Origin of the sequence: Geodermatophilus sp. DSM 44513, assembly GCF_032460525.1 — a bacterium.
GTDB lineage: Bacteria > Actinomycetota > Actinomycetes > Mycobacteriales > Geodermatophilaceae > Geodermatophilus.
This window is the reverse complement of record NZ_CP135963.1, coordinates 4,146,417-4,170,670: the sequence shown is the minus strand read 5'-3', so window position 1 is coordinate 4,170,670 and position 24,254 is coordinate 4,146,417. Positions and strand designations below refer to the sequence as shown.

The 24,254-nt window shown below is 71.4% G+C and carries 17 protein-coding genes; 6 read left to right on the top strand and 11 right to left on the bottom strand.

The features are described 5' to 3' along the window. Nucleotides 1–204 precede the first annotated feature (204 nt). The 7 genes from mobF to RTG05_RS20115 form a co-directional block, all read right to left on the bottom strand. Nucleotides 205–5,751: a MobF family relaxase gene (mobF, locus tag RTG05_RS20145; RefSeq protein WP_315912592.1), complete on the bottom strand. Its 5,547-nt coding sequence runs from the start codon at nucleotides 5,749–5,751 to the stop codon at nucleotides 205–207. Between the two features lie 486 nt (nucleotides 5,752–6,237). Further along, nucleotides 6,238–7,686 (bottom strand): hypothetical protein, encoded by a 1,449-nt coding sequence (locus tag RTG05_RS20140; RefSeq protein ID WP_166526593.1) that lies wholly within the window; start codon nucleotides 7,684–7,686, stop codon nucleotides 6,238–6,240. Continuing rightward, nucleotides 7,683–8,024 carry a helix-turn-helix domain-containing protein gene (locus RTG05_RS20135; protein ID WP_166526592.1) on the bottom strand — a complete coding sequence of 114 codons (342 nt, stop codon included), beginning with the start codon at nucleotides 8,022–8,024 and terminating at the stop codon, nucleotides 7,683–7,685. The genes RTG05_RS20140 and RTG05_RS20135 overlap by 4 nt, the downstream gene beginning before the upstream one ends. Further along, nucleotides 8,021–9,196 carry a tyrosine-type recombinase/integrase gene (locus tag RTG05_RS20130; RefSeq protein ID WP_166526591.1) on the bottom strand — a complete coding sequence of 392 codons (1,176 nt, stop codon included), beginning with the start codon at nucleotides 9,194–9,196 and terminating at the stop codon, nucleotides 8,021–8,023. Before RTG05_RS20130 ends, RTG05_RS20135 begins: the two co-directional genes overlap by 4 nt. 414 nt (nucleotides 9,197–9,610) lie before the next feature. After that, complete coding sequence (locus RTG05_RS20125) at nucleotides 9,611–11,206, bottom strand: ParB/RepB/Spo0J family partition protein (protein WP_166526590.1); 1,596 nt, start codon at nucleotides 11,204–11,206, stop codon at nucleotides 9,611–9,613. Between the two features lie 56 nt (nucleotides 11,207–11,262). Continuing rightward, a complete protein-coding gene (locus RTG05_RS20120) occupies nucleotides 11,263–11,634 on the bottom strand; it encodes a hypothetical protein (RefSeq protein WP_166526589.1) in 372 nt (123 codons plus the stop codon). Further along, nucleotides 11,631–12,689, bottom strand: coding sequence for an ArdC-like ssDNA-binding domain-containing protein (locus RTG05_RS20115; protein WP_166526588.1), 1,059 nt, complete (start codon nucleotides 12,687–12,689; stop codon nucleotides 11,631–11,633). The genes RTG05_RS20120 and RTG05_RS20115 overlap by 4 nt, the downstream gene beginning before the upstream one ends. A 992-nt stretch (nucleotides 12,690–13,681) precedes the next feature. Here RTG05_RS20115 and RTG05_RS20110 point away from each other — a divergent pair. From RTG05_RS20110 to RTG05_RS20095, 4 genes are all read left to right on the top strand, one after another. Further along, the gene (locus RTG05_RS20110; protein ID WP_315912081.1) at nucleotides 13,682–14,092 is read left to right on the top strand and encodes a DUF4383 domain-containing protein; all 411 of its coding nucleotides are present in this window, start codon (nucleotides 13,682–13,684) and stop codon (nucleotides 14,090–14,092) included. 458 nt (nucleotides 14,093–14,550) lie between these two features. Next, nucleotides 14,551–15,045, top strand: a complete 495-nt coding sequence (locus RTG05_RS20105; protein WP_166526586.1) for a YflT domain-containing protein — start codon at nucleotides 14,551–14,553, stop codon at nucleotides 15,043–15,045. Between the two features lie 418 nt (nucleotides 15,046–15,463). Next, entirely contained in the window at nucleotides 15,464–16,462 is a 999-nt protein-coding gene (locus RTG05_RS20100; protein ID WP_166526585.1) for a universal stress protein, read from the top strand. 558 nt (nucleotides 16,463–17,020) lie between these two features. Beyond that, entirely contained in the window at nucleotides 17,021–18,091 is a 1,071-nt protein-coding gene (locus tag RTG05_RS20095; protein WP_166526584.1) for a patatin-like phospholipase family protein, read from the top strand. 356 nt (nucleotides 18,092–18,447) lie between these two features. On the opposite strand, the gene RTG05_RS20090 is transcribed toward RTG05_RS20095, so the two are convergent. Next, complete coding sequence (locus RTG05_RS20090) at nucleotides 18,448–19,017, bottom strand: copper chaperone PCu(A)C domain-containing protein (protein ID WP_315912080.1); 570 nt, start codon at nucleotides 19,015–19,017, stop codon at nucleotides 18,448–18,450. A 249-nt stretch (nucleotides 19,018–19,266) separates the two neighbouring features. Between RTG05_RS20090 and RTG05_RS20085 the strand changes: the two genes are divergently transcribed. Then, a protein-coding gene (locus tag RTG05_RS20085; RefSeq protein ID WP_166529321.1) for an IS5 family transposase occupies nucleotides 19,267–20,149 on the top strand; the annotation gives its coding sequence in 2 pieces (ribosomal slippage) (nucleotides 19,267–19,652 and nucleotides 19,651–20,149; 885 coding nt in all). Nucleotides 20,150–20,624: 475 nt separating this feature from the next. Beyond that, nucleotides 20,625–21,251: an SPW repeat domain-containing protein gene (locus RTG05_RS20080; protein ID WP_166526582.1), complete on the top strand. Its 627-nt coding sequence runs from the start codon at nucleotides 20,625–20,627 to the stop codon at nucleotides 21,249–21,251. Between the two features lie 348 nt (nucleotides 21,252–21,599). On the opposite strand, the gene RTG05_RS20075 is transcribed toward RTG05_RS20080, so the two are convergent. The 3 genes from RTG05_RS20075 to RTG05_RS20065 all read right to left on the bottom strand — a co-directional run bounded on the left by RTG05_RS20075 (nucleotide 21,600) and on the right by RTG05_RS20065 (nucleotide 23,869). After that, entirely contained in the window at nucleotides 21,600–22,028 is a 429-nt protein-coding gene (locus RTG05_RS20075; RefSeq protein WP_166526581.1) for an ATP-binding protein, read from the bottom strand. A gap of 523 nt (nucleotides 22,029–22,551) precedes the next feature. Then, the gene (locus RTG05_RS20070; RefSeq protein WP_166529320.1) at nucleotides 22,552–23,196 is read right to left on the bottom strand and encodes a GAF and ANTAR domain-containing protein; all 645 of its coding nucleotides are present in this window, start codon (nucleotides 23,194–23,196) and stop codon (nucleotides 22,552–22,554) included. Between the two features lie 340 nt (nucleotides 23,197–23,536). Beyond that, nucleotides 23,537–23,869, bottom strand: coding sequence for a hypothetical protein (locus tag RTG05_RS20065; protein WP_166526580.1), 333 nt, complete (start codon nucleotides 23,867–23,869; stop codon nucleotides 23,537–23,539). Between the last annotated feature and the right edge of the window lie 385 nt (nucleotides 23,870–24,254).

Genomic DNA, 24,254 nt, shown 5'->3' with positions numbered 1-24,254 from the left:
CATCAGTCGTCATGCCGGCGTCCCTCGAACTTCTCTTGTGCCGCCCGGTTGAACTGGCGGCGGTATCGGTCACTGGCGCTTCGTTCGGGGCGTGGCGCTGCTCGGTGATCTGGGCGGTGGATCCACGTGGTCCCTTCCGCGGATCCACCTGGACGGCGACTTGTCACCGCCGTCTGTGGCCCGGCAGGCACGGGGATCTGTCGGTTACGGAGTCGGTGGCCCGGTGTCTGGGCGGACACCTGGCGCGTTCCGCGCGTGGCTGGTGGAGAGGCCTGGGGGTGTGCGGTGTTGTGCTGTCGACCGCCCCGGGCGGGAGGGGTTGCGTGGGGGACGGGTGGAGACGCCGGTGACCGGCGGCACGGCGGGGCTCGGCCTGGCGTCGAGCACGGCCATGTGGACGGTGCCCGGGGGCAGCTGGAGGGCGTTGGTCACGCGGTCGATGTGGGTGAGCCACCGGGCCGGGGGCAGGGCGGCGATGATGGCCGCCGCCTCGCGCACCGCGTCCCTGACCGCGGAGGCGGTGCCGTCGCCCGCGGCTGCGGTGATGCGGCCGTCGAGGAGGTGGCCGGCGAGGCTGCCGGCGGTGTCGATGGCCGCGCGCAGCGCGGCGGCGCCGTCGCGGTGGAAGAGGTCGGCGGGGTCGAGTCCATGGGGCAGGGCGAGTCGGCGGGGATCGCCGCCGCGGGCGGTGAGCTGCCAGAAGATGCGTTCGGCGGCCTGCAGTCCGGCGGGGTCGTTGTCGGTGGCCACCAGAATGCCGGGCCCCTCGGCGGAGAGGTAGGGCCGGAGGAGGTCGGCTTGCCGGTCGGTGAGGGCGGTGCCGAGCGTCGCGATGCCGAGGGTGGTGACCCCGACGGTCTGCCCGTCGGTGGCCAGGGTGAGGGCGATGGCGTCCATCGGCCCTTCGACGAGAGCGGGGGTGGCCCCCTCGGCCAGTGCCTGGCGGCCTTCGTAGAGCCCGAGCAGGTGCTCGCCCTTGCGAAACAGGTCGGTGCTGGGGGTGTTGAGGTACTTCGGTCCGGCGCGGTCGTCGTCGGCGGCGGCGGGATTGCGGCGGGCGATGAAGCCGCGGATGGCGCCGTCGGTGTCCCGGATGGGAAAGGTGAGCCGGTCGCGGAATCGGTCGATCAGTGCTCCGGTGCGGGCCCGTTGGGCGAGGCCGGCGGCGAGCAGCTCGCCATCGGTGGCGCCGCCGCTGCGCAGGTGGTCGACGAGGGAGGTCCAGCCGGCGGGGGCGTACCCGGGGCTGAACCGCGGATCGGTGGCGAGGTCGGTGCCCAGCCGCTGGCGCAGGTAGCCCGGTGCCCAGGAGTCGGGGTAGTGGGTGGTGAAGAAGGCGGCGGCCTGGGTGTGCAGCTCGATGAGCCGCTCGCGACCGACGGTGGCGGTGGCCCAGAAGTGCTGCTCGAGCAGGTAGTCCGCCTCGTCGTCGGCCCCCAGCGTGCCGGTTGTCGTGAACGGGTCCGGGGTGAGGTACCCCGTGGCGGCCGTCGCCGGTGGGGTGTCGTAGTCGGGGTCGAACGGCGCCGGCTCGTCACCGGAGGGCACGCCGGGCGGGGCGGTCGTGGTGACCGCGGCCGGCACGTCGACGGGGGGCAGATGGTGCGCGTCGTCGGGGGGCTGCAGGTCGGCCGGCAGCGGCTCGGGAGCGTCGAGGGGGGCCGGGTCGGTGAGCGCGGCGATCCGAAAGACCAGCGCCTCTACCAGCCCGGTGCTCGTCTGGTCGTTCACCACCGCGGCGGGGAGGCCGGCGAGCGCGGCGCTGAGCAGCTCGACTGGGGGCCAGCCGGCGCGGGCTGCGGTGGTGACCGCGGTGACCAGGGCCGGCCAGGCGGGGTCGGCCAGCACCCGTTGCATGTCCTGGCCGGGCAGCAGGTCCAGCAGCGCCGGGCACCAGGCGGGCCGGAGCACCACGGCGCCCGGCGCGGCGGGAACGCTGGCGGGGGTGAGGTGGGGGGCCAGGCGCCACCAGAGGGCGGCGGCCGGCAGGTCGTCGGGCAAGGGCCGCTGGGCCGCCACCGCGGCCAGGAGGCCGGCGGCGTCGCGGCCGGCGCGGTCGGCGGCGGCCAGCCGGTCGGCGAGTGCGGCCCAGTGCGGATCACGGCGGATGCGGGGGGCGATGCTGTCGGCCAGCGCCGCCCACACCGAACCGCCTCGGGTCGGGCCGGCGGCGACGACGGCGTCGTCCAGCTGCCGCTGGTGCTGCCGTTCGGCCGCCGGCAGGCGGGGTGGGCCGGTGGGGCGCCGGTCGCTGTCGGGAACGCCGAGCGTGGCGCGCCAGACGGCGAGGTCCGCCCGTAGCCAGCCGTGCTCCGGGTCCAGCAGCGGTTGGGCCCAGCCGGGGGCGGTGGCCGGTGTCATCGCGGCGGCGGCCTGAGCCATCCGGTGGGCGCACTGCCTGAGGTGAGTGGCGCGACCGGTCAGGTAGGCCCCCCAGTGCGGGTCGGCGGCCAGGGGCGCCGGCACGCCGGGCAGCCAGGGCAACGGTCCGGTGCGGCCGGGGACGTGCAGCCGCCAGTCCAGAACGGCCGCCGGATCGGCGGCGCTGTCGAGCTCCCGGGCCTCGACCGCGGCCGTGAGGGCCCGGATCGGGTCGGCGCCGCAGACGGCCAGCAGGGCCAGGTGCCCGCGCAGCGTCGGCCACGCCGCTGCGCTGGTCAGGCCCTTGTGGAGCTGTTCGGCGGCGTTCTCCAGTTTTTCTCCAGTCGGGCTTCCGAGATGGTGCTCGGCGGCGACCCGCAGCGCGTCGGCGTAGCGGGTGGCAGCCGAGTGCAGCTGCTCGGCCGGGTCGGACAGCGCCCGGCGGGCTTGGGCGGCCGAGGTCTGGGCGCCGTCGCGGGTGAGCATGGCGACCAGCAGGTCGGTGGCGGTCGGCGGGGACACCGCGGCGGGGCTGATGACGCCGTGCGGGTCGCCGTCGCCGACGGTGGACAGATAGAGGTGGTTGGCGGCTCGGCCGCGGGAGAGCGCCACGTAGAGCAGCTGCCGGGACTCGGTGCCGGTGAGCACGGTGTGACAGGCCTCGGCGGTGATGCCCTGGGCGCCGTGCACGGTGCTCGCGTAGCCGAGCTGCACATGGTTCCGGGTGTAGTCGGCGGGCAGGGTGATCCGGCGTCCGGTGGCGGTGTGGGTGACGGCGAGGGCGCCGTCGGAACGCATGGCGGTGACCGTGAAGCGGTCGCCGTTCTTCACCCAGTCCACGGCGCTGATCGGCAGCGCGCGGTTGTTGGCCCGGGTGATGACCGGGTCCCCGGCGCTGGCCCGGGTGCCGTCGGCCAGCACGACCTCAGCACCCGACGGCTCGCCCAGGTTGGCCAGGCGGTCGGCCCGGGCCCGCTCGTTGAGCTGCTGGACGACCTCGCGGGTGCCGGCCAGCAGCAGCGCGTCGGCGCCGCGGGCGCGGTCGGCGGCCCACGCGGCGTAGGCCTGATCGGCGCAGGTGGCCAGGTCGCCGACGTGTACCCGCCCGCGGTCGAGGTAGAACCCGAGCCCGGTGGTGTCGCCGTCGCGGATGGCGACGGTGGCCGCGGCCTCGGCCGGGTCGGTGAAGCGAACCAGCTGGGTGAGCGTTACCGCGCCGTGGGTGGCGGCGATCTCGGCCAGTACGCCGCCGGCGGCCACGGAGGACAGCTGCTGGGAGTCACCGACCAGTCGCACCGACCCGCCGCGCCCCAGTACGTGCTCCACGGCGCGGGCCAGCTCGAGCGTGCCGGCCATGCCGGCCTCGTCGATGACCACCAGCGTGCCCGGCCCGATGTCGGCGAACCGGTTGGGCAGCGGGTCGGCGTCGAGGGCCCAGACCAGCTTGGCGAGGGTGTCGCAGGAGGTGCCCATGGCCTCCCGCAGTGCGGTGGTCGCCACCGCCGAGGGCGCCAGGCCGAGCACGCTGCCGCCGCTGGCGGTCCAGGCGCGGGCCAGGGCGGCCAGCGCGGTGGTCTTGCCGGCACCGGCCGGCGCGATCGCCAGCTGCGTCCGGGCGCCGCTGCCGGCCAGCTCGCGGACCAGCTGCGCCTGGCCGGGATTGAGCTCGATGCCGTTGGCGGTGGCCTCCAGCAGCGCCAGCTCCACCACGGCCGGGTCGACCCGCCGCCCGTCGGCGCGGCCGGCCGCGGCCAGCAGCAGGGCCTCGGCGTCCAGCACCTTCTGGGAGGTGTAGAGCTGGGCGCCGGACACGGTGTAGACGCTGGCGCCGTCGGAGCGGCGCAGCTGCGGCGGCTCGACCGCCGGATCCGGGTCACCCAGCGGGATGGACAGGGCCGGGGAGAGCGCCCGTTCGGTGATCGTGGCCACCGCGGCATCCACCTCCTCGGGCGCCAGAGCCGCGGTGCGGACGACTCGTTCGGCCTCGGCGCGGACGTGCCAGAGCTGCCAGGTGGCCCGCTGCGCGGAAACTGTGTCCAGCACCTGGATGGCGGCCGTCCGCGCCCACGCCTCGGTGGCCCGGGGAGACGATGGGGTCCGGCGCCGCAGGACGTCGGCGAGCATGCGGGACAGCCCTGTCGCCCCGCCGAGCACGCCGAGTGCCTGCCGCCGCCAGGCCGCCCGCTGCTCTGCCAGCGAGCGCGGCTCGTGTTTGGCCTCCCGCGTCTCCAGGGTGGCCTGCTGGGCCAGCGCGATCGCCTCGGTCGCCGTGGGGGTCCGCGCATGGTCGGCCTGAAAGCCTGCGGCCAGCTCGCCGCGGCGGGCCTCGATGGCCTGCCGCCGGGAGGACCAGGTGGCCAGCAGCCGCGGGTCCATCCCGGCGATCTCCCGCACCGGGCGCCGGCCCGGGTCTCGGCCCGGGCGGTTGGTGAACCGGACGCCGAGGCGGGTGACCAGCTGGGCCTCCAGCCGGGTGTCGTACCGCTCGGAGGCGGCGACCGCGGCCTTGTACAGCACCCGACCGTCCAGCGCCCGCCATCGCCCGTCCCGGGTTTGCACCTTGTTGCTCACCGCCATGTGGCTGTGCAGATCCGGATCCCCGGCCCGGGAGTCCCGATGGGTGAACACCGCCGCGATCAGTCCGGTGGTCTCCACCTGCCGCACTCCACCGGCGCCCAGCCGGCTGAAGCTGGCGTTGTCCTCCAGCCAGGACAGGGCGTCGGCGACGGCCGCGGAGTGTGCGGCCTCGATCTGCTCGGCCACCTCTGGTGGCGCCAGCGCCCACAACGCCGAGACCGATTTGACCGGGGAGAAGGTGAGGTCGTAGCCGGCCACCGCGTTGGTCGCCGGCCGGGAGGCGCGCGCCACGAACCCCGACAGCTCCCGCGCGTCGCGCGCCGGGCGGTTATAGGTCTCGACGAACATGTCCTTGGCCAGGGCGCTGCGGATGTGGGCTCGGTCCTGAGCCGGGATCGGAGCGTCTCGCGGCGAGCCTCTGGCGGTGTTGAAGGCCGCGAACTTCTCGGCGCACCGAGCCCGGAAGCTGTTGCTGGAGGCGGGAAAGGTGAGAAACGGCTGCCCCAGCGCCCCGGCCGCCCGAGCCTCCTCCACTGATCTCCCCGCGGCCAACGCATCCCGCTCCAGCCGGGCGGCATCCGGGTGCCGGCCTTCACCGAACAGCGCCATCATCTGCTGCTCGCTCACCGCCCGGCCGGCCTGCAGCCCACCGAGGCCAGCCAGACCGGCCCCGGCCCACCGGCCGGGGGACTCGCCGCGCTGCGAGTAGTAGTCCCCCAGCCCGGCGTGGCCTCGGTCCGTCGCGTCGAAGGCCGCCACCTGCCGCGTTAGGTACGCGTAGCCGTCTCCGGCGGTCAGCTTGTGCAGCGACATCACGGCCGCGGACGGTAGAAGCGCAACCTCCAGTTCCTCTCCAGTTCCACCGGAGGCCAGCTGCAGTGGCGCAACGACCTTGCTCGCTACCGCCGCAGCGCTGAGTTCCGCCAGCGACGGGGTGGCACGCGTCGGCCAGCCCGATCATCAGCTGGACAGCATCGAGTGAAACCGGGGCCGCGCCACGACCTCGGGGACCCTCAACTGCCCCTGCCAGGCGCGGCCCGTCGATCACGCTGCCGTGCAGCCCAGCATGGATGACGTGGGCGCTGACGGGCAGCCCGAGAAGTACGGCGGGCAGAGGGCTGCACTGATCCCAGCGACTGCCGCGCCGGCGGATCGACGAGGCCGTCAGATGGCGAGATGGCCGATGTCGCAGCGATCGCCCACGTGCTGGTGCGGGTCATCGCCCTTGTCGACATGCGCCGCTCTATCGGTGGAGGCGCATATTGGAACCGCCCCCTATTGCTCTCCGAGATCGGGGTGTCAGGCCCGCCGCATGGCGGCGTACTGGCTCCAGTCGCGGGCGGCGAGGGTGGCCCAGCGGGTGGCGGTGTTGGGGGAGAGACCGAGCAGCTCGGCGAGGATCGGCACCGGCATCCGGGCGGCGAGGTCGAGCATCGCCGCCTTGCGGGCGGCGGAGGGTTGGATGCCGAGCGCGACGAGTTGGGAGCGGATGTTCTCGGTGACCAGGTGCTTGCCGGGCAGGCCGCCGGGGAACAGCCAGCGGTCGGGGCGGCTGGCGTAGGAGGCCTGGCCGCGGCGGGCCAGCTGGTCGAGCACGAGCCGGTCGAGCGGGTCTGGCAGCTGGATGGGGACTTCGTCGAAGGTGACGCTCACGGCTCCGCCGGGCTCGGTGGTGATCTGTTCGGGCCGCATGCGGCAGATCCGGGAGAGCGGCTGGGCGAACAGCAGCAGGAACAGGCCGCCGATGCGCACGTAGAGGCGGATGTCGTCGTCGTGCAGCAGTCGCTCGACCTGCTGCCAGCGGTGCTGGTCGGAGAGGGTGACCTGCGGCAGCGCCCGTTCCGGCATGGGGATGGCCCGCTGGGGGCTCAGCCCGCTGCGCTGGGTCCAGTCCAGGAACGTCTTGAGGCTTTGGCCGCGGCCGGGGTGACGGACCAGGTAGTCATCGAGCTGGGCCTGGGTGGCGGTGGCGAGGGTGGTGTCGTGTTCGTCGAGCCAGTGCAGGAACCGGGTGGCGCCGAGGACGGCTTCGCGGGCGTGCTGTACTCCGCCGCGGGTGACCCGGTCGCGCTCGGCGAGTAGCCGTAGCCGGCGCAGCAGCTGCCAGCGGGCGAATCGGTCGATCAGGTCGGCGTTGGCTTTGGGCTGGTCGGCGAGGAGCTCGCGCAGCCACGGGACGATGCGTTCGACGGCGAGCTGGTAGGGCGGGATGACGCCGAGGGCGGCGAGCAGGTCGCGCACGTAGTCGACTGCGCGGCTGGAGGGCAGCGTCTCGAAGGCGGCGTGGGAGATCTCCAGCTCGCCGCGGGCCATGTCGCGCAGGATGTCCGGGCGGCTGGAGGCGCGGGTCAGCCAGTAGAGCGTGGTCTGCGGCCGTGGCGCGGCCATCAGCGCGTCGAAGACCGGTTGCAGCTGCGGGTGGATCCCTCCGCTGGGGTCGGTGAGCAGCTCGGTCAGCTGCTGGCGCAGCGTGCAGGGCCCGCAGTGCCGGCCGAACGGGCTGTCCTCGCGGCCGCAGGCCGGGCAGGCGTAGACCGGGTCGTGGCCGGTGCAGTCGGCGCAGGCCGGGCGGCGGCCGGCGTCATAGAAGGCCAACACCTTCAGCCCACCGCAGCCCGGGCAGGACGCCGGGGCGCGGCGGAAGCGCAGCACGCAGGTCTGGCAGATCCACTGCTCGAGGATCTTGCGGTGACAGGGGCGTAGCTGGCCGCACTGCCCGCAGGTCGTCGTCGACCAGCCGCGGGTCACCGGTCCTCGCGGGGACGGCGGACGGTGGCCCGGATCGGGCGCAGTTCTCCGATGCCCAGCCCCTCCTTCGCTGTGTCGGTGCCGGTCTTGGTCCGCTCGGCTTGCTTGACGACGGGCTCGAGCAGGTCGCTGGGCTGGCAGTCGAGGATGTCGCAGAGCGCGGCGAGCAGGTCGACGTTGACCCGCTGCGGCGGGGTGGTGACCAGCTTGTGCACGTACTGCCGGGTCAGGTGCACTCCGCGGTCGGCCAGCAGCGGCACCAGCTCGCTGGTCTGGAAGATGCCGCGGCCGGCCATCACCTGCCGCAGGTGCCAGCGCATTTCCACTCGGCGGGTCATCGGGCTGCCTCCGTCCCGGTCGTCGTCCTCATCGGCGTCGCCGTCTTCGTCGTCGTGGTCGTCTCGGTGGCCGCCGGTGGTGGCGTGTAGACCCGGGCCAGCGCCGCGCGCAGCGTCTGGTTCTTGAAGTCGTTGCTGACCGAGGTGTAGATCGCCGTGGTCGAGGCGTAGGCGTGTCCGACCTGCTCTTGGACGAACCGCTCCGGGTAGCCGAACTCGATCAGGTGCGTGACGTAGGAGTGGCGCAGGCAGTGCAGGGTCAGCTCCGCCGGCAGCCCGGCCTCGGCGCGCAGCGCCGCGAACCGCTTGTCCAGGTGCTTGGTCGAGACCCGGGTCAGCCGCTCGGTGACCCACAGCGCCGGATGATCGGCCGGCCGCAGGATCGGGCGGGCCTGCTCGGTCCACTGCCGCAGCCCGGCGATCGCCCAGTCGAACTCCGGCACCGCCAGCACGGTGCGCCGGCGCGGGACGCCGCCACGGATCGCCTTGCCGTAGCGCACATGCACCGACCCGTAGCTACCCCAGTCGGGCACGTGCGGGTTCGGCCGCAGGTCGGCCACGTCGAGGCGGCACAGCTCGTTGCGGCGCAACCCGAACGCGTAGCAAGTCTTGATCATCTGCGCGTCGCGCAGCGCGGCCAGCGCGCCCTTGCGACCGGAGCCGGCGATCGCCTCGACCCGGGAGTCGAGGTGGTCGAACAGCTGCTGCAGCTCGTCATAGGCCAGCGGGCGCCGGCCCGGCCGGCCCTCGTAGTCCGTCAGGTGCGCAACGGTGTTCCACTCGTGACACACCTGGGTGGGCACCTGACCGAACCGGTCGCGGCACTGGCGCGGCCACTCGTAGCGGGCGTCGGTCAGGTAGTCGCAGAACATCCGCAGCGTCAGGTGGTAACCGCGGATCGTGGCCGGCGCCAGCCGCTGTTCACCGGAGGTGAGCGAGGCGGTGAAGTCCTCCACGTCCGCCGCCGTCCACGCCCACGGGTAGCCCTCGGTGAACTCGGTGAACCGGCGCAGCAGCGATAGCCGCGGCTCCACCGTCGCATCGGCCAGCATCCGTGACTTCTGCTGTCTGGCCCAGCCGGTGAGCATCGCCTCGAACACGGCGGCCGCCTCGTCCAGATGGACGACTCCGTCGACCAGCACCAGCCCGGCCGAGCCAGGGACCTTCGCCAACCCGGAGCCCCCAGCTGTCAACGGAAACGCGACAATGTCGCATCAACGTAGCGGCGACCGGTCCCACCTCAGGTCAGCGACGCACCGGAGGGTGACCACCTGACGAGAAGGCGCCCAGCTGACGCCCGAAGTGTCAACTTTCCGTCGATATGCGGCCTTTTGACCGACAGTGCAAGACGTGTGTCGGCTCGTGATCTTGATAGGGCGGGGGAATCTCCAGTGGGCGGGCTGGCTGGTCGATCGGCGGGCTCGTCGTCGTGTGCTGGCCCGGGCGATGGGGCCGGATGAGTGGGGGAGCGGCAGGGGTGTGACTGCAGGGGGCGGCGGGGTGACGCGAGGGGGTCGGCACCGAGAAGAGCAGGGTGTGAGGCGGCTGGCCACCCCGCACGGGGGGACGGGGCGGCCAGCCGGCTATCAGGGTGCGTTAGCTGCTTCGGGTTCGTCCAGTCCGCTGGCCTCGTCCTCGGCCGGCGGGGCGTCCGGGGGCGGCTGCTCGCCGCAGGCCCGTTGCTCGACGGGGGCCAGGGTGTAGCCGCAGGACTGAAGGAACCGCAGGTAGCGCGCCGTGTGGGGGCGCACGGTGCGCCAGTCGGAGCGGTCGGTGCACTCTTCGTAGCCGGCGAGCACCTGGCCCAGGGCCAGCGTCAGGGCGCGGGCCTCGCCGGCCTGCTCGACCAGGCCGGCGAGCGCAGTGGATCGGCCGTAGCCGGCTGTCTCGGTGCAGCCGAGGAGTTCGGCGGCCAGCTGGTTGCCGCCGGCGCCGGTGACCATGGTGCCGTCGTGGGCGAGCGCGGCGGCGAGGAACGCTGCGCTGCCCTTGGGCGCGGTCTTGCGGGTCAGTAGCGCGCGCAGCCAGGTCCGGCGGACGGTCTCGGCGCTGGCCCACGCCTTGTTGGACTCGATCACGTCGCGGCGCTGGGCGCGGGCGGCCTCCCGCTCGCCCTCGTCCATCTCGGCGGCCTTCTTGCGGTCGGCATCCGATTCGGAGGTGGCCCAGCGGTCGTGGTGTCCGTGCCCGGCGGGGTCGGTGCAGACGTAGCGGGCACCGATCCAGGACCGCCACACCGGCTGCGACTGGTTTCCCGCCTCGTCGGAGTCCTCCGGGTCGTCGAGGGTGCCGGCGTCGTCGGAGGTCGGGAGTTCGGCGCCCGGGGTGACGTAGCCGGACAGGGTGGTCACGTAGGCCGCGTGGCCGGGGCATCCGGCGTGGTTGTCCGCGGTGAGCTGGACCCCGTCGGTGTCGGTCAGCCGCTGCAGGTCGGTGGCGGTGTCGCCGTAGCCGGGGCGGTCGATCACCGTCATACCGGCGGTGCGCAGTTCGTCGGCGACTCGCGCCCGCTCGGCGGTCTCGGCGCGGGCGTCGCGCAGCCGCTGCGCGGTGTGGTCGAACTGCCCGCCCCTGGCGGCCAGCACGAGGGCCTTCACCGCTTCGGGGTCGTCCTCGAACTCCGCGACCGTGGCGGCCTGGGCCAGGTCGAGGAAGTCGTGGCGGACGGTCGCGGCCTGCGCCAGGTCCGATCCGGCCACCGCGAGGGCGGCGGTGACCTCGCCGCGCTTGACGCGGGTCCGCTTGGCGATCTGCGTGGGACTGATCCCGAACGCGGCGAGTTGGGCGATCACGCCGACTCGTTCGGCGGTGGTCAGCCCGGCCCGGTGCTCGTTCTCCGCCCACTGGGTGACCAGCCGTTCCACCTCGGCGGCGTCGCCGACGGTCTCGTCGGCGGTGACGACGACGGGCACGGTGGGCCGCCCGGCCTCGATGGCGGCCAGGGTGCGGCGGTGCCCGAGGCGGACTCGCAGCCGCCCGTCGGCGGTGCGCACGGCGACGATCGGCACCAGCACGCCGAGGTCGCGGACGCTGGCGACGAGGTCGGCGTCGGCGCGGGTGTCGTGGCGCACGTTGGCGTCGACCAGCAGCGAGTGGGGGTCCAGCTGCTGCACGCGCAGCTCTGCGGCGGTGTCGGGGGCCGTCGCGCTGTCGGTGGAGGTGGATGTGTTGTCGGTGGTCATGGCAGAAACTCCTTGCTCGGTGGTGGTGTCGGTGGGATGGGGGACGGGGTCGGCGGTCATGACGCGCCGCCGGGGGAGCGGATGGCCCAGAAGGGCCACCAGCGGCGATCGGACAGCCGGGGCAGCACGGCCCGTAGCTGGCAGCCGTGCGGGCCGGTGTGCACGACCACGCCGACGGCGAGGCCGCCGGCGGTGGCCAGTTGGGCGAGGACGCCGATCAGCACGGCGGCGGCGTCGCGGTCGGGGCAGTCGATGACCAGCGGGCACCGGTGGCCGGCGGCCGTCTGCAGCGCCTGGGCCAGGGCGGCCTCGGTGGCGGCTGCGCTCATCCGCAGGCCGCTGCCGGTCCAGTCGGGGGACAGTCCCGGGTCGACGGTGGCCGCGCTGCTGGCGGGGAGGACGGCGAGCATGACCGCGCTCCCGTTCACGCCGCGACCAGCAGGACACCGGCGGTGTCCGGGGCTGGCTGGCTGGCTGGGCCGGCCGGTTCCGGGTCGCCGCCGTCGTCGTCACCCTCGAGGGAGGCGAGGATGCGCCCGGCGGCGGCGGTGACGGACGCTGCGGCCGCCCGCAGCACGGCGGTGTCCCCACCGCACCATCCGGCGACGTAGGGCACCGTGTAGGGCCCGGAGTTCAGCCCGGCCCAGGCGGTGACGATGTAGGCCACCGACTCGGCCTCGGCCTCGGCCTGCCCCCGGCAGCCGAGGTAGTCGAACCCGTGGGCGGTGTGCCCGCACTCGATGTGGGCGAGCTCGTGAGCGAGGGTCTTCACCGCCTGCGCCCCGTCGACGTCCGGGCGCACGCGCACCGTGCGGGTTGCGGGGTCGGTGATCCCGTTGGCCGGGCCGCAGTCGGCGCGGGTCACGGTGTATCCGTGCGCGGCGACCTGGTCGGTGAGCGCCGCCCACAGGGCGGCGGGGGCGTCGCCGGTCAGCAGCTCCGGCCGGATCTCGGGCAGCGGCTGGCCGTCGGTCTGGGACACGTCGAAGACGTGCACGACGCGGAATCCGCGCAGCACCCGCCGCCCCGGCGTACCGTCCTCGCGGTCGGCGGGCCCGCCGCAGCTACCTTCTGCGGCGGTCTCGCCGGCCCGCTCCTCGGCCCCCTGGTCGTGGTCGCTGCCGGCACGGTAGGTGCAGGGCGCCAGGACCGCGAGTCCGCGCTGTCCCTTGATCACCGAGCGGCCCAGGGCCTTCCAGGTGCCGAATCCGGCTACCCGGGTCGGGGTGAAGCCCCGGTCGGCGGCCTGGGCCATGATCAGCAGCTGGTTGCCCAGGCTGTAGCGGTGGAACCTGGCGGCGGTGTCGAGCATGGCGCGCCACTGCGGGTCGGCCGTGAGCCGTTCGACCTGGGCGCCGATCTGCTCGTGCAGCGCGGCGATCCGCGCCGCGCGGGCGGCGTCGGTCGCCTCCCGGTTGGCCGGGCTGCGCTGCGCCCGGGTGCCTTTCCGTCTCCTTGTCGTGCTGGTGGTTGTGCTGGTCATGTGAACCCCTCCTGTGAACCGGAGCCGATGCCGGTACGGAGGGACTACGGAAGGGGTGTCCTTCCCACCCATTCCCCCGGCCCGTCCGGCAAAGAGCTCTGCTCAGGGGCCGGGAGCGACGGCGGGGGACGACCGGACCAAGACTGCTTCCGCAGCGGAGCGCCCGAAGGGCGGAAGGATCTTGGTCCGGTCGGGAGGAGCCGGCGCGGGAGGCCCCTACGCTGAGCTGCCGGACGGGTCGGGGGATGAGAAGGACAGCCCGCCGTAGGCGGACGTTGATGCCGGCGCAGCCGGCGCCACGCGCCAGCGTGGCCCGTCAGGGTGTTCTAGACCGCAGCCGTCAGGGCAAACCAGGGCCGTATGGGGTTTCGAGCTGACGAATGCCCCTGCCGAGAGTCCGGGACAGTTCCGTGAACCGCCGGGTCTGCAACAGGCGCGCTGTCGCGTACTGGGATGATGCCCTTCATGACCCCCGGCACCGGGCGCCGTGCCAGTGGACTTCCACGCCACCTCCTACGGCAGTTCTTTGCCAGCACAGCCTCGATCAATTGGAGCTCCGCCCGGAGGAATAGACGAAGTCGGGGGGACGACGCCGGACAAGTGAGCAAGAGGTGGGTCGGCTGGCGATCTTGAAGGCTGGGTGTCGGGATGTGGGGGAGGGGCGCCGCGCCGTCGAGGGCCGCATCGGTTGATGCCAGTCGAGGAGTCTGGTCGGTCAACGTTGTAATGCGCCGTCGTCGGTGGATTGTGCCGATCGTCAGTAGCGCGGGGAGGGCCGCCTCGAAGGCAGGACCTGCGCCGGTGCATGGCCCGGGCTCCGCCGAAGGCGACGAGTCCAGCACGCTCTTGTCGCCCCGGCAGTTCGTTTCCACTGCTGGCGAGTGAGGTAGAGCAAGGATGGCTCGGACCCTGCGGCCCGGGCCATCGCAACTCACACGGGAGGAGACATGTCCGCACCTCGAGGAGGTCACACCGCCGCAGACCGTGGCGGCATGACCTGGCCGCAAATACTGGCGTCGGCGATTGGCGCCATCTATCTGCTCATCGGGATCATCGGGTTCTTCATCACCGGCTTCGACGACTTCGCCGAGCACACCGACGAGACGCTTATTGGATTCTCCATCAACCCGTTGCACAACGTGGTGCACATTCTGATCGGTGTCGCGGGTCTGGTGCTGGCGCGCACGCTTAGCCAGGCGCGAGCCTATGGTTGGCTGCTGGCGGTAGCTTACGGTGCCGCCTTCATCTACGGCCTGTTCGCCGTGGGCAACGAGGAACCCCTGAATTTCCTCAGCATCAACTGGGCTGACAACTGGCTGCACCTGGTCAGCGCTCTCGCCGGCCTGGCGATCGCCATGGGCCCGGTTCGGCATGCAATCTCCGGTCGCTCATCCCGGGTCTGATCGGAACCCCGGGGGGCGGGGCTGCTGCCGCCGACCAGACCAGCGGCAGCAGCCCCGTCATCTGTGCCCTCTCGCACCGAACACGGATGGAACCCCTTGATGGGGGGCGAGCGCTCGGTTGGCGCCGACGGTGTGGGTCTCAACGGTGTTGCAGTCGAGCAGGGCGGTCCAGCTTTCGGCCCAGTCGTTGGCGAAGGCCCCGGTGCCGGTGCGGGCGTCGGTGAACGGAGTGGACGGCGCCGAGCGGTCTGAAAGGTGACGGCGGATGCCCCGGGGCATGGGGGCGGTCACAGCCGATCGGCAGCCCATGCAGCATCCGGCTCAGGCCGGCCCGAGCATTGCGGTGCCTGTCCGCGGGAACATCCTCACCCGCTTCGGTAGGCTATCTGGCCTCGGCAGCTCATACGGAAATGGCACCGAACCGGTCGGCCGAATGTCCATCGCCTCGGAGGAGTCACATGGACGTCACCCCACAGGGCACCCCGTACGACGGCGAGACCACCGCCGCAGGTAGGCGAATGCTGACCCTGGCTCGCTTTCCGAGCTATCCCGCCGCTCAGCACCTGATCGATCAGCTGTCCGACGCCGGTTTCCCGGTCGAGCGCACGCGCATTGTCGGCAACGGCGTCCGCAGCGTGGAAACGGTCACCGGCCGGATGACCAAGGGCAAAGCGGCCGTCTACGGCGCCGGCACCGGTGCCTGGATCGGTCTGTTCATCGCCCTGCTATTCGCGATCTTCACCATCGGCCCCGTCTGGTGGGGCGTGCTGCTGACCACCGTCCTCATCGGTGCCGTGTTCGGCGCGATCGCCGGCTTCGTCGGCCATTGGGCCACGGGTGGGCGGCGGGACTTCTCCAGCGTCACCGCGCTGGAGGCTGCCGAGTACGAGGTACAGGTCGACGCCGACCTCTACGGGGAGGCCCAACGGATTACGGGGCAATCGGTCCGCTGATCTTCCGACCGCACGACGCAGGGGCCGGACCGTCACCGCACCCGAATCTCAGCACCCGAATCTCAGTACCTATGCTGTGCCATCTTCGCGTTGCTCGTCCGGGTCGAGAGAATGTCAGTACCGACGTGACCGCGCTGGCCGGCGCCTTCGAAGACGTCGGCTCGGATCTCGTCGGTCTCCCGGTCGCGGTCTGTGCACCTCTCCTGGGAATCGCTCGACAACGCTGGGTACGAGCAGGGTCGGCCCATTTCCGACAGGGTGCGGCGAAGCATCGACTGAGGTCAGTGGATTTCCGTAGCCTGGACATGTCCCTGAAGGGCAGGGTGTCTAGCGGCGAGAGGTGGGTCCGTGCCTTGGATAGCGCAGCCGTGGAGGCTGTAGCCGCCGGGTGTGTCGATGAGCGGAAGGGGAATTCTTGGTGAGCAGTGACCCGATGACGGCGGAACCGGCCCCAGACGCCGCTGACCTGCCCGGAGACCGGCCGGCGGCTCGGATCGTTGTGGGAGTTGACGGGTCTCCGGGCGCACGTGCCGCACTGGTCTGGGCGCTGGCAGCCGCCGCTCGGTCCGACGCTTTCCTCGAGGTGGTCAGCACCTTTCCCGTCACCGATCTCTATTGGGTCGATCCGTACCTCCTGGACCCCGGGCGCATCGAGAGCATCCAGTCAGACACCGACGCGCGGGTCCGCGCGCTCCTCAACGAGGTGATGAGTGAACCAGCGGTGGCCACGGTGAAGGGAGCCGAGGCCATCCAGGTGCATGTCGTCGTGTTGCCGGGTCCACCGACTGAGCACTTGGTGCAGCGGGCGGCGGGGGCCCAGCTGCTGGTGGTGGGCAGTCGCGGTCGGGGGGGCGTTCGGAGCACTCTTCTTGGCTCGGTGGCGCTGCACTGCTCAACCCATGCGCCCTGCCCCGTCGTGGTGGTGCATCCGACACCACAGCCGGCGGCCGGGCGGGTCGTTGTGGGTGTCGATGACTCGGACATGTCGCGGGCCGCTCTTGCCCGGGCGGTGCAGGAGGCCGGACGGCTCGGTGCCGAGGTGGAGGCGGTGGTCGTCTACCAGCCGGTGTCCTACTGGAGCGAGCTGTACGCGGTGACTGCGGTGCCCGTCGGGGAGACGCTCGAGCAGGCGCAGCGCAGAGGCGAGGCCATCGTTGCAGAGGTGCTGGGGGAGGAGGCCGGCGTAGCGGTGCGCGTTGTCGCCGAGGACGGCGCTCCTGGTGATGTGCTGGTACGGAGAGCCGACGGAGCTGCCCTGTTGGTCGTGGGCAGTCGGAGCCACAACCGATTGGTCGGTATGGTTCTCGGCTCGGTTGCCCTGCACTGTGTGGTTCATGCGCCGTGCCCGGTGATGGTGGTCCGCCCTGAGTCGGCCCAGGCAGCCGCATTCAGCTCGACCAGCGCAGCCGGCGTCTGAACCTGAAGGGACACGCGCCTCGGTGAGGGGCGCGTCCGACCTACATTGCAGCCGTACCCATATCGGCGGGGTTCCGTGTGTCCACGGTGCCTGATGCGATCGGTCAGGCGACGGTTGGCGGGTGCCCGAAGAGCCGGGAAGGCCACCGCCGATGCCATCACGGTCGGCCGGGACTGGGATGGAGCACGATGTCGAAGACTCTGATCATCGGCGGGCTCACACGGCGCGATCTGCCCGGGTGGCGGAGTGGTTCCCAGCCGGAAGACTCCTGCGCCACGGTCGGCTCCAACCCACGGGGGGCACCGTGAGGTGCTCAAGCTGGCTCGCGACTACGACGACGGCGGAAGGCAGCCTCGGTGATCGCCGCAGGAGGCGTGAGGAACCCTGCCTTCAACGTCGGCGGTCGGCATGATCACACCGAGAACGCGGGCAGGCCATTGCAGCAGTCACGTCACAGTCACAGCGACACGATTCATGCCTTACCGCCGCTTGTCGCGCTGTCTCGGGCAGTTGCGGGGAAAGCTCCGTTGGACGGCGCGCCACGCGAGCACCGATACCATGGAGCTCGTGGCCCAACGGACCCGCGTCGCGCTCGCGCTGGGCAGCGGTGGGGCCCGAGGGTATGCCCACATCGGCGTCATCGAGGTGCTCGAAGCACGCGGCTGCGAGATCGTCAGCATTTCCGGCACCTCCATGGGCGCGCTGATCGGCGGCCTCCACGCCGCCGGCGGTCTCGGCCCCTACTCGGAGTGGGTTCGCGACCTGGGGCAACGGGACGTGCTCCGTCTACTCGACCTGTCCACGAAGGCACCGGGAGCCATCCGCGCCGAACGGATCCTCGCCAAGGTCAACGAGATCCTCGCCGGAGCGCTCATCGAGGACCTGCCCATCCCGTTCACCGCAGTCGCCACCGACCTCCGCGCGCGCAGGGAGGTGTGGTTCCAGGAGGGACCGCTGGACGCGGCCATCCGTGCGTCCATCGCGCTGCCCGGTTTCATCGCCCCTGTGATGATGCACGGTCGGTTGCTCGCCGACGGCGGTCTGTTGAACCCGCTACCGATCGCGGCCACCGCGGCCGCGCGAGCCGATGTGACCGTGGCGGTCTCGCTGTCCGGTCAGCAGGCACCCCCGGCGGTCGGTGCCTCAGTCCGGAGAACGTCGGCAGCGGAGGATGGGAGCCAGGGCCTGCGACGGACCTCTACCCAGGTCCTCGACCGCCAGGTCATCCGCGCACTCGCGGCACGCCTCGGCCGCCTGCGTGGGACCGCACCGGTGGCCAGCGACGACGAGCTGACCGACGAGGCGGTGGAGGAACTGTTCGAGGCACTACCCGCCGGGCTACGCCTGCTCGACGTGATGGAGATGTCCCTCGAGGCCCTGCAGACGGTGGTGATGAGGTACACCCTCGCCGGCCATCCTCCTGACCTGCTCATCACCGTCCCCAAAGCGTCCTGCCGGACCCTGGACTTCCACCGAGCCGAGGAGATGATCGACCTCGGCCGCCGGCTCGCCACGGAAGCCCTCGACGGCCACGCGGCCTCATCGGCGATGGATCATGGATTTCGGCCGGAGCCGGGGGGTCTTCCGGGCAAAGTGGCTAGTCTCGGCGGTTCCGCGCCCACCCGGTGACGTGCCGTACGTGTCCGGTTGTCCGCATATCGTGCCCCGTTTGCAGGGCGACGCCCGGTCAGGCGTCGAGCGATTCAAGGGTCAGCCGTGGGGGATCCCTCCTGACGGGACCGCGCCTCAAGAAGAGAGCGGTCCGCAAGGTGAGGTCCGCCTCGTCGATCGGGCTCCGGCCCCTCCCAGAGTTCTCGACCTCCCCTCGCAGGGAGCGCCGTTCGGGCCGGAAGTGGCCGGCGATGCCCACCACGCGGCGGTTGAGGCCCGGACCATCACCGGCACGGCGCGGTTCCTCGACCGAAACCTGCCGCGGCAGCGAGCCCCTCTGCCGGTGGAGACCCGCGTGTGGAACCCCTATCGGATCAGCTGTCGGGGCTGACGTCCTCGGCGGGATCGGGGAAATCGAACGTCGGCGTCGGGTTCTGTCCCTCGGCGGCGACCATGGCATCGATGGTCACCTGGCCGGCGTTCTCGAAGACGAACGTGACGGGGATGGATTGCGACGAGCGCCGCTCCGTCTGCAGGTCCTCGAGCACGATTGACGGCGCTCCCTCCGCCCCGACGTAGACGTTGTCGTTGCCCGGCACGGTGATCGCTGCCGCCGACCGCCCGTCGACGGTGAGCGTGGCGTCGAGGAAATCGGGGCCGCGCACGTCCACGAGGTCGACCTCCTCGCTGCCGGTGTTGGCGATGCTGAGAAACAGCCGAGCGTCCTCGCCCTCCTCGTAAACGCCATCGAGCGGATACTCGAGCTGAACCTGCAGCAGCTTGACGTCCTCGTTCACCGCCTCGTCCGGACCGACGGCGCCGCCGGGGACCTCGCTGCCCTCGTCGGCGACGGGGTTGTCCTGGCTGCAGGCGCTGAGCGATAGCGTCACCACGAGCGTTGCGGCAGCGAGCGTGCGCCTGCGGTGCCGGGGATGGCTAGTCATAGGGATCCTTGTCGGTCGTTCGATCGATGACCATCAAGTGCTACCCGTGACAGTTCTCGAATCAGGCCGAACGTTGCCGTACTGCAACAGTGGGAGGCGGAATGTCGCTGATGCACAGAAATGACGTCCTCCTGTGGTTCGCCCACCTGTGCTTGGCGTCAGCACTCGTAGTGCTGACCTCCCTGCCTACGCCGCGCGCCTAGGGCGTGTCTCCCAAATCCGCGCGTGAGTGTCGTCGATGGTGAGCGGATGACGCGTTCAGCGGTGCTTGCTGAGGTGGATTGGGCGGAGTTGGAGCCGTTGCTGCCCAGCTCGGCCGGGGTGCGGGGGCGGCCCTTTCGGGATCACCGTCAGGTGCTCGAGGGGATCTTCTTCCGATACCGGACCGGGTGCGCCTGGCGTGATCTGCCGCCGGAGTTCGGGCCGTGGCAGACCGTGTGGAAGCGCCACCACCGGTTCAGCTCCGACGGCACCTGGGATCGGATCCTGACCGCGCTGCAGGCTCAGGCCGACGCCGCCGGGCGGCTGGACTGGCGGGTGGCGGTCGACTCCTCGATCAGCCGGGTGCATCAGCATGGCGCGACCGCCGCCCGGACCCCGGGGGGCTCACCCGAACTACAGGAATCGGTGTCTGGAGCCGGCTGATCACGGCATCGGTCGCTCCCGCGGCGGGCTGTCGACCAAGACTCATCTGGCCGTCGATGGCCAGGGTCGGCCTCTGGTCGTACTCATCGGCCCTGGTCAGGGAGGTGACTCGCCGGTCTTCGATGAACTGATGGCCGGCATCCGGGTTCCCCGCAGCGGCCCCGGTCGCCCGCGGACCCGCCCGCAGGCGGTGCTGGCCGATAAGGCCTACTCCGCCCGCGGCCACCGCGCTCACCTCCGGGCCCGGGGCATCACCGCGGTCATCCCCGAACCGTCCGACCAGGCCGGCCACCGGCGGCGACGCGGCTCGGCCGGCGGCCGCCCGATCAGCTATGACCAGGCCGCCTACCGCGGTCGCAACGTCGTCGAGCGGGCCTTCAACCAGCTCAAGAACTGGCGCGGTATCGCTACCCGCTACGACAAACACGCCACGGTCTTCCGCGGCGCCGTCGTCCTCGCATCGATCCTGCTGTGGCTACGCCATTGAGAGACAGGTCCTAGGTGTACCCAGGTGGCCACTCCCAGGGAGGACGCGTCAATCGACGCCGCCGAACGCGGCTGCAGCGCCATGCCGGTCGCGGCAGAGGCCCCCGTGTGAGTAAACGGCAGGGCGCAACGTCCGCCCGAGCCCCAAGGAGCAGCGACTTGACAGAGTTGGCGTTGCCACGACGTACTGGGCGAGCCAGGCAGTCTCGCCGCAGCCTACTGGTGGCGGCCCCCGACCAGTGGTGGCCTCCCTCCAGGGCAATCCTTCCGGACACAGTCCTTTCACGATGCGGCGTGAGCCGATCCCCCCGAGGCACCTCCACCCGCGGTCCCATCCGCACCGAATGACCTCGCCGGCCGCAAGGCCGGCCGGATCGAGTGCCAACTCCGGCTGCGGCCGCATCGCCGAACACCGGCTGATGATGAACGCGATTCCTCGGTCACTGTGCGATGCGAGTTGGGCCTACGCTGTGTGCATGCTGCGCGAGGGTCCCATCCCTCAGGCCCTACAGGGCCTGCTTGAGTACCTGGTTGGCGTCCTGTTCGTCGCCGCACCGTTCCTTTTCGGATTCACCGATGAGGGGCTGGCGACGGCGGCCTCGATCGCTTCCGGAGTCGTCTTCCTTGTCATCGCCGCCACCAGCGAGAGCCCGACCGGTCTGGTGAAGCAGCTGCCGCCGGCGGTACATGTCCTCTTCGACGTGGTGTTGGCGCTTTTGCTCATCGTGACCCCCTTCGTGCTGGGATTCTCCGGCGTTGCCGTGCCGCGCAACCTCTTCCTCATCTCCGGCGTCGTGTGGCTACTGGTGACCATCGGCAGCCGCTATGGGAAGAAACCCCTGCCCACGGCCGCGCCAGTCAGCACCGCGCAGCCCGAGTCTGCCCGTGGGCAGGCCGCCGGGCAGTCACCGCTCGGCCCGCGCGCTGCCGCCCCGTCTACCAGTCCGTCATCTATCGGTTCGTCGACTGTCGGGCTGTCCTCTGCTGCCCCACGTGCAGACCGTCCACCAACCGGCCCTTCGACGCCTCGCGAGGCGTCGACGCGCGCCGGCACCGATGGCTCGAAGCCCGGCCCGCTGGACGGCGGTCAGCGGCCTCGGTAGGGACACGACGCGCCTCACCTCTTGGCCCAGTGAATTGCGCGGCCTCATAGAGACTCTCGGGTGCCCCCGTCGACGATGGGGTTGGCGGCAATGGGGATGCCGGCGTGCACTTCGACGCCAACAGGCCGAACGATCATCGGTCAGGAACAATTTCGTCGGCTTCCTCGACGGCTGCAACAGAGGCCGCGCTCTGTCCCCACAGCGGTCCACTCTCGGGGCGCGCACTCCAGCGAGGGGGCGTCAATTCCGAGCTGGTTCATTTCCCGCCGGCGCGGCGGTCGTGGCCCGGTCACGGAAGCTGAACAATCTCGCATGCGCCGGACTCTTCCTGTGTGAGACGGCGTCGCGTTACCGGCAGCAGGCCCAGACATGTTTTCGGCCGGCGGCGATGTGCCAACCGTGCGTTGAGGTGAGGCGGGACACCAAGTACAGGCCCAGGCCGCCGAAACGTGGATCTCGCCCTACGGCTAGCTTCGGCGGTCGCTCGGTCACCGAGTCGCTGACCTCGATGAGCAGACCGTCTTCAGCGACGACCACGCGAGCTTGCACCGGGCGCCCGCCGTGTCGCAGCCCATTGGAAGCCAGCTCTTCAAAGGTGAGCAGGAATCGCTCCTCCAGCGAATCATCGGCATGAGCGGGCACGGAGGTGGCCAACATGTCACGTAGGGCGGCTCGTGCCGCGGGTAGCTGAGCCACGGAGGACAAGTCCCGCTGCCAGATTTCGCCATGAACCTGGGGTGGCGGCAGTTGCGCCCAGGACTCGGACACCTCGGTCATATCCTCCGCTCACCTCAGCGCCCCATCGTGGACTGTGCGCGGTACTGGGGAACAGGGAACCAGCCGAAGAGATCAGGCGCGACCGGGGCCGGGGGTGTCACCATGCCCGCTCCCGCCGGGAGACGCTCGGGGGCGGATATTTTGGTCGACATCCAGGCGGCGAATGCGGGCCGCTTGATGCGTGATCCGGGTGTGCGCTTCGGGGGCGACTCCTTCGTTTTCCGGTGTAGGCAACGTGGGCTCGACGGGGTCTTCACCTCCTAATCGGAGGGCGGCCGCCGAGGAGGCCGGGGTCGGTCGGCGCACAAAGGAGAGGTTCCGGCGTCGGGGCACGTGGCGGGAGGCCCGGCTTCTGGGTGTGAGACAAAGGGCGGCCCCGCCGCCCCGTGCGTCTGGAGCGGCGGGGCCTGGCCGCCGCCACCTCCCGGGAGGTGGCGGCGGATGACGAGGATCCCCGGGGGCTTGGGCTCGGCAGCGTCTTGGCTGAGCCCTGCGGTAGTGGACGGCTGGTTCCCCCGTGGGGTCAGGGCATCGGCAGCTCGCCGGTTCGCACCAGGTGGTCGGCGATGTCGCGGAGCTTCCGGTTGGTCGTCATCGAGGCCCGAGCCAGCAGTTGGAAGGCCCGGTCGGCGCTCAGCTTGTAGCGCTCCATCAGGATGCCCTTCGCCTGGTCGATGATGGTGCGGGACTCCAGCGCGGTCTGCAGGTTGGCGGCCATGTCCCGCGCGGTCTGATAGGCGTACAGGTTGCCGGCGGCGACCGCGGCGTAGGGCGCGAACCGGGTGGCCACCGACCGGCTGGCCTCGTCGAAGGCGTGCGGGCGGCGGGCGTAGATGTTTAGCGCCCCGGTGACCTGCTCGTCCGGGTCGATCACCAGCGGGATCGACAGGGAACTGAGGTTGCCGTGCTCCACGGCGCGTGGCAGGTAGTCGGGCCACCGGTCATCGGCGCGGGTATCGGGAACCACGGTGACTTCGCCGGTGCGGGCCGCGTGCAGGCAGGGACCGTGCCCCTCGTCGCACTGCGTCTCATCGAGGTCAGTGGCGAGCCGACCGGTGGAGACCACCGTGGTCGGCCGATCCTTGACCAGCAGCAACACCGAGGCCTCGGGGTTGCCGGGCATGACCGTCTTGGTCAGGTCGGCCACCGTCTGCAGCAGGGTGTCCATCGACAGCTCCCGCAGGGACAGCCGGCCCAGGCGTTCCAGCGCTTCGGCGGGGGCGATGGGTTGCTGGTCTTGGTTGCCGGCCACGGCGGGCCCTCCGGTCTGCTGATACCGGGGGCTGGCGGTGGCGACCTCGGCCGCGGACCCTTCTGGGTCCGCTTGGGTACGCCGCTGTTGGACGCACGGTTGACGCTCGAATATCCCGGGCGTCTGAGGGCAACCTACCCGCACCACGGGGGCCGCGCGGTGAACGTGTCACCGCCTGCCTCGATCACCGCGTGAGGGGGAAAGGCCACGTAGCGTCACGGCCAGCCGACGAAGTTCAGCACCGAGCCTCGCGCGGTCAGGCCTCACCGGCACGGCGCCGCTGCTGGTGGGGCCGCCCTACAGTCGCCGTGAATCGCCGCGAGTCGGCCGCGGCCTCCCGCTCTTCGCGGTCGTAGCGGGACTCGTAGAACCGTTCGCGGTTCTCCGCGGTGGGCCAGCCGTGTGCCCGCCCGTACTTCTGCACCGTGTTCGCCGACAGACCCAGTTCGGCGACCGACCGCACCGACGCGCCGTTCTTCAGCGCCTGTGCCACGGCCTTCTCCAGCGCCTGCTGCGCCTTGTGCACGGCCGCCACAGCGGCGCGGATGCGCGCGGCGTCGACCTCGGTGACCGGTCGCGAATCGGGCACGCCTGCAGGTTAGGACGGCCGCGATCGTGTCACCAGCGGACACGATCGCGGCACATCTCACCGGAACACGGTGCAGTCAAGGTGGGATGGCGCGTAAAGGGCGTTCCGTATGACCTGTCCGGTCCGGATTCTGGTACCGGGGGGGTCGTCCCGGCACTGGCTGCTGGCTCGCCGTGGTCTTGTAGGGCATCGCGCTCATCGGCCCAGCCTCGAGCACGGCCATGTGAATGCTGCCTGATGGGAACGCCTCCGAGTGCGACCGCCCAACAAGCTCATCACGCGCGTAGCCGACCAGCGCCCTGACCTGCGTGTTGACCAAGCGCACGCACAGTTGGTGTAAAGCTCGAGAAGCGCCACCGGCATCGACTCGAGGGTCTGCGCCGCC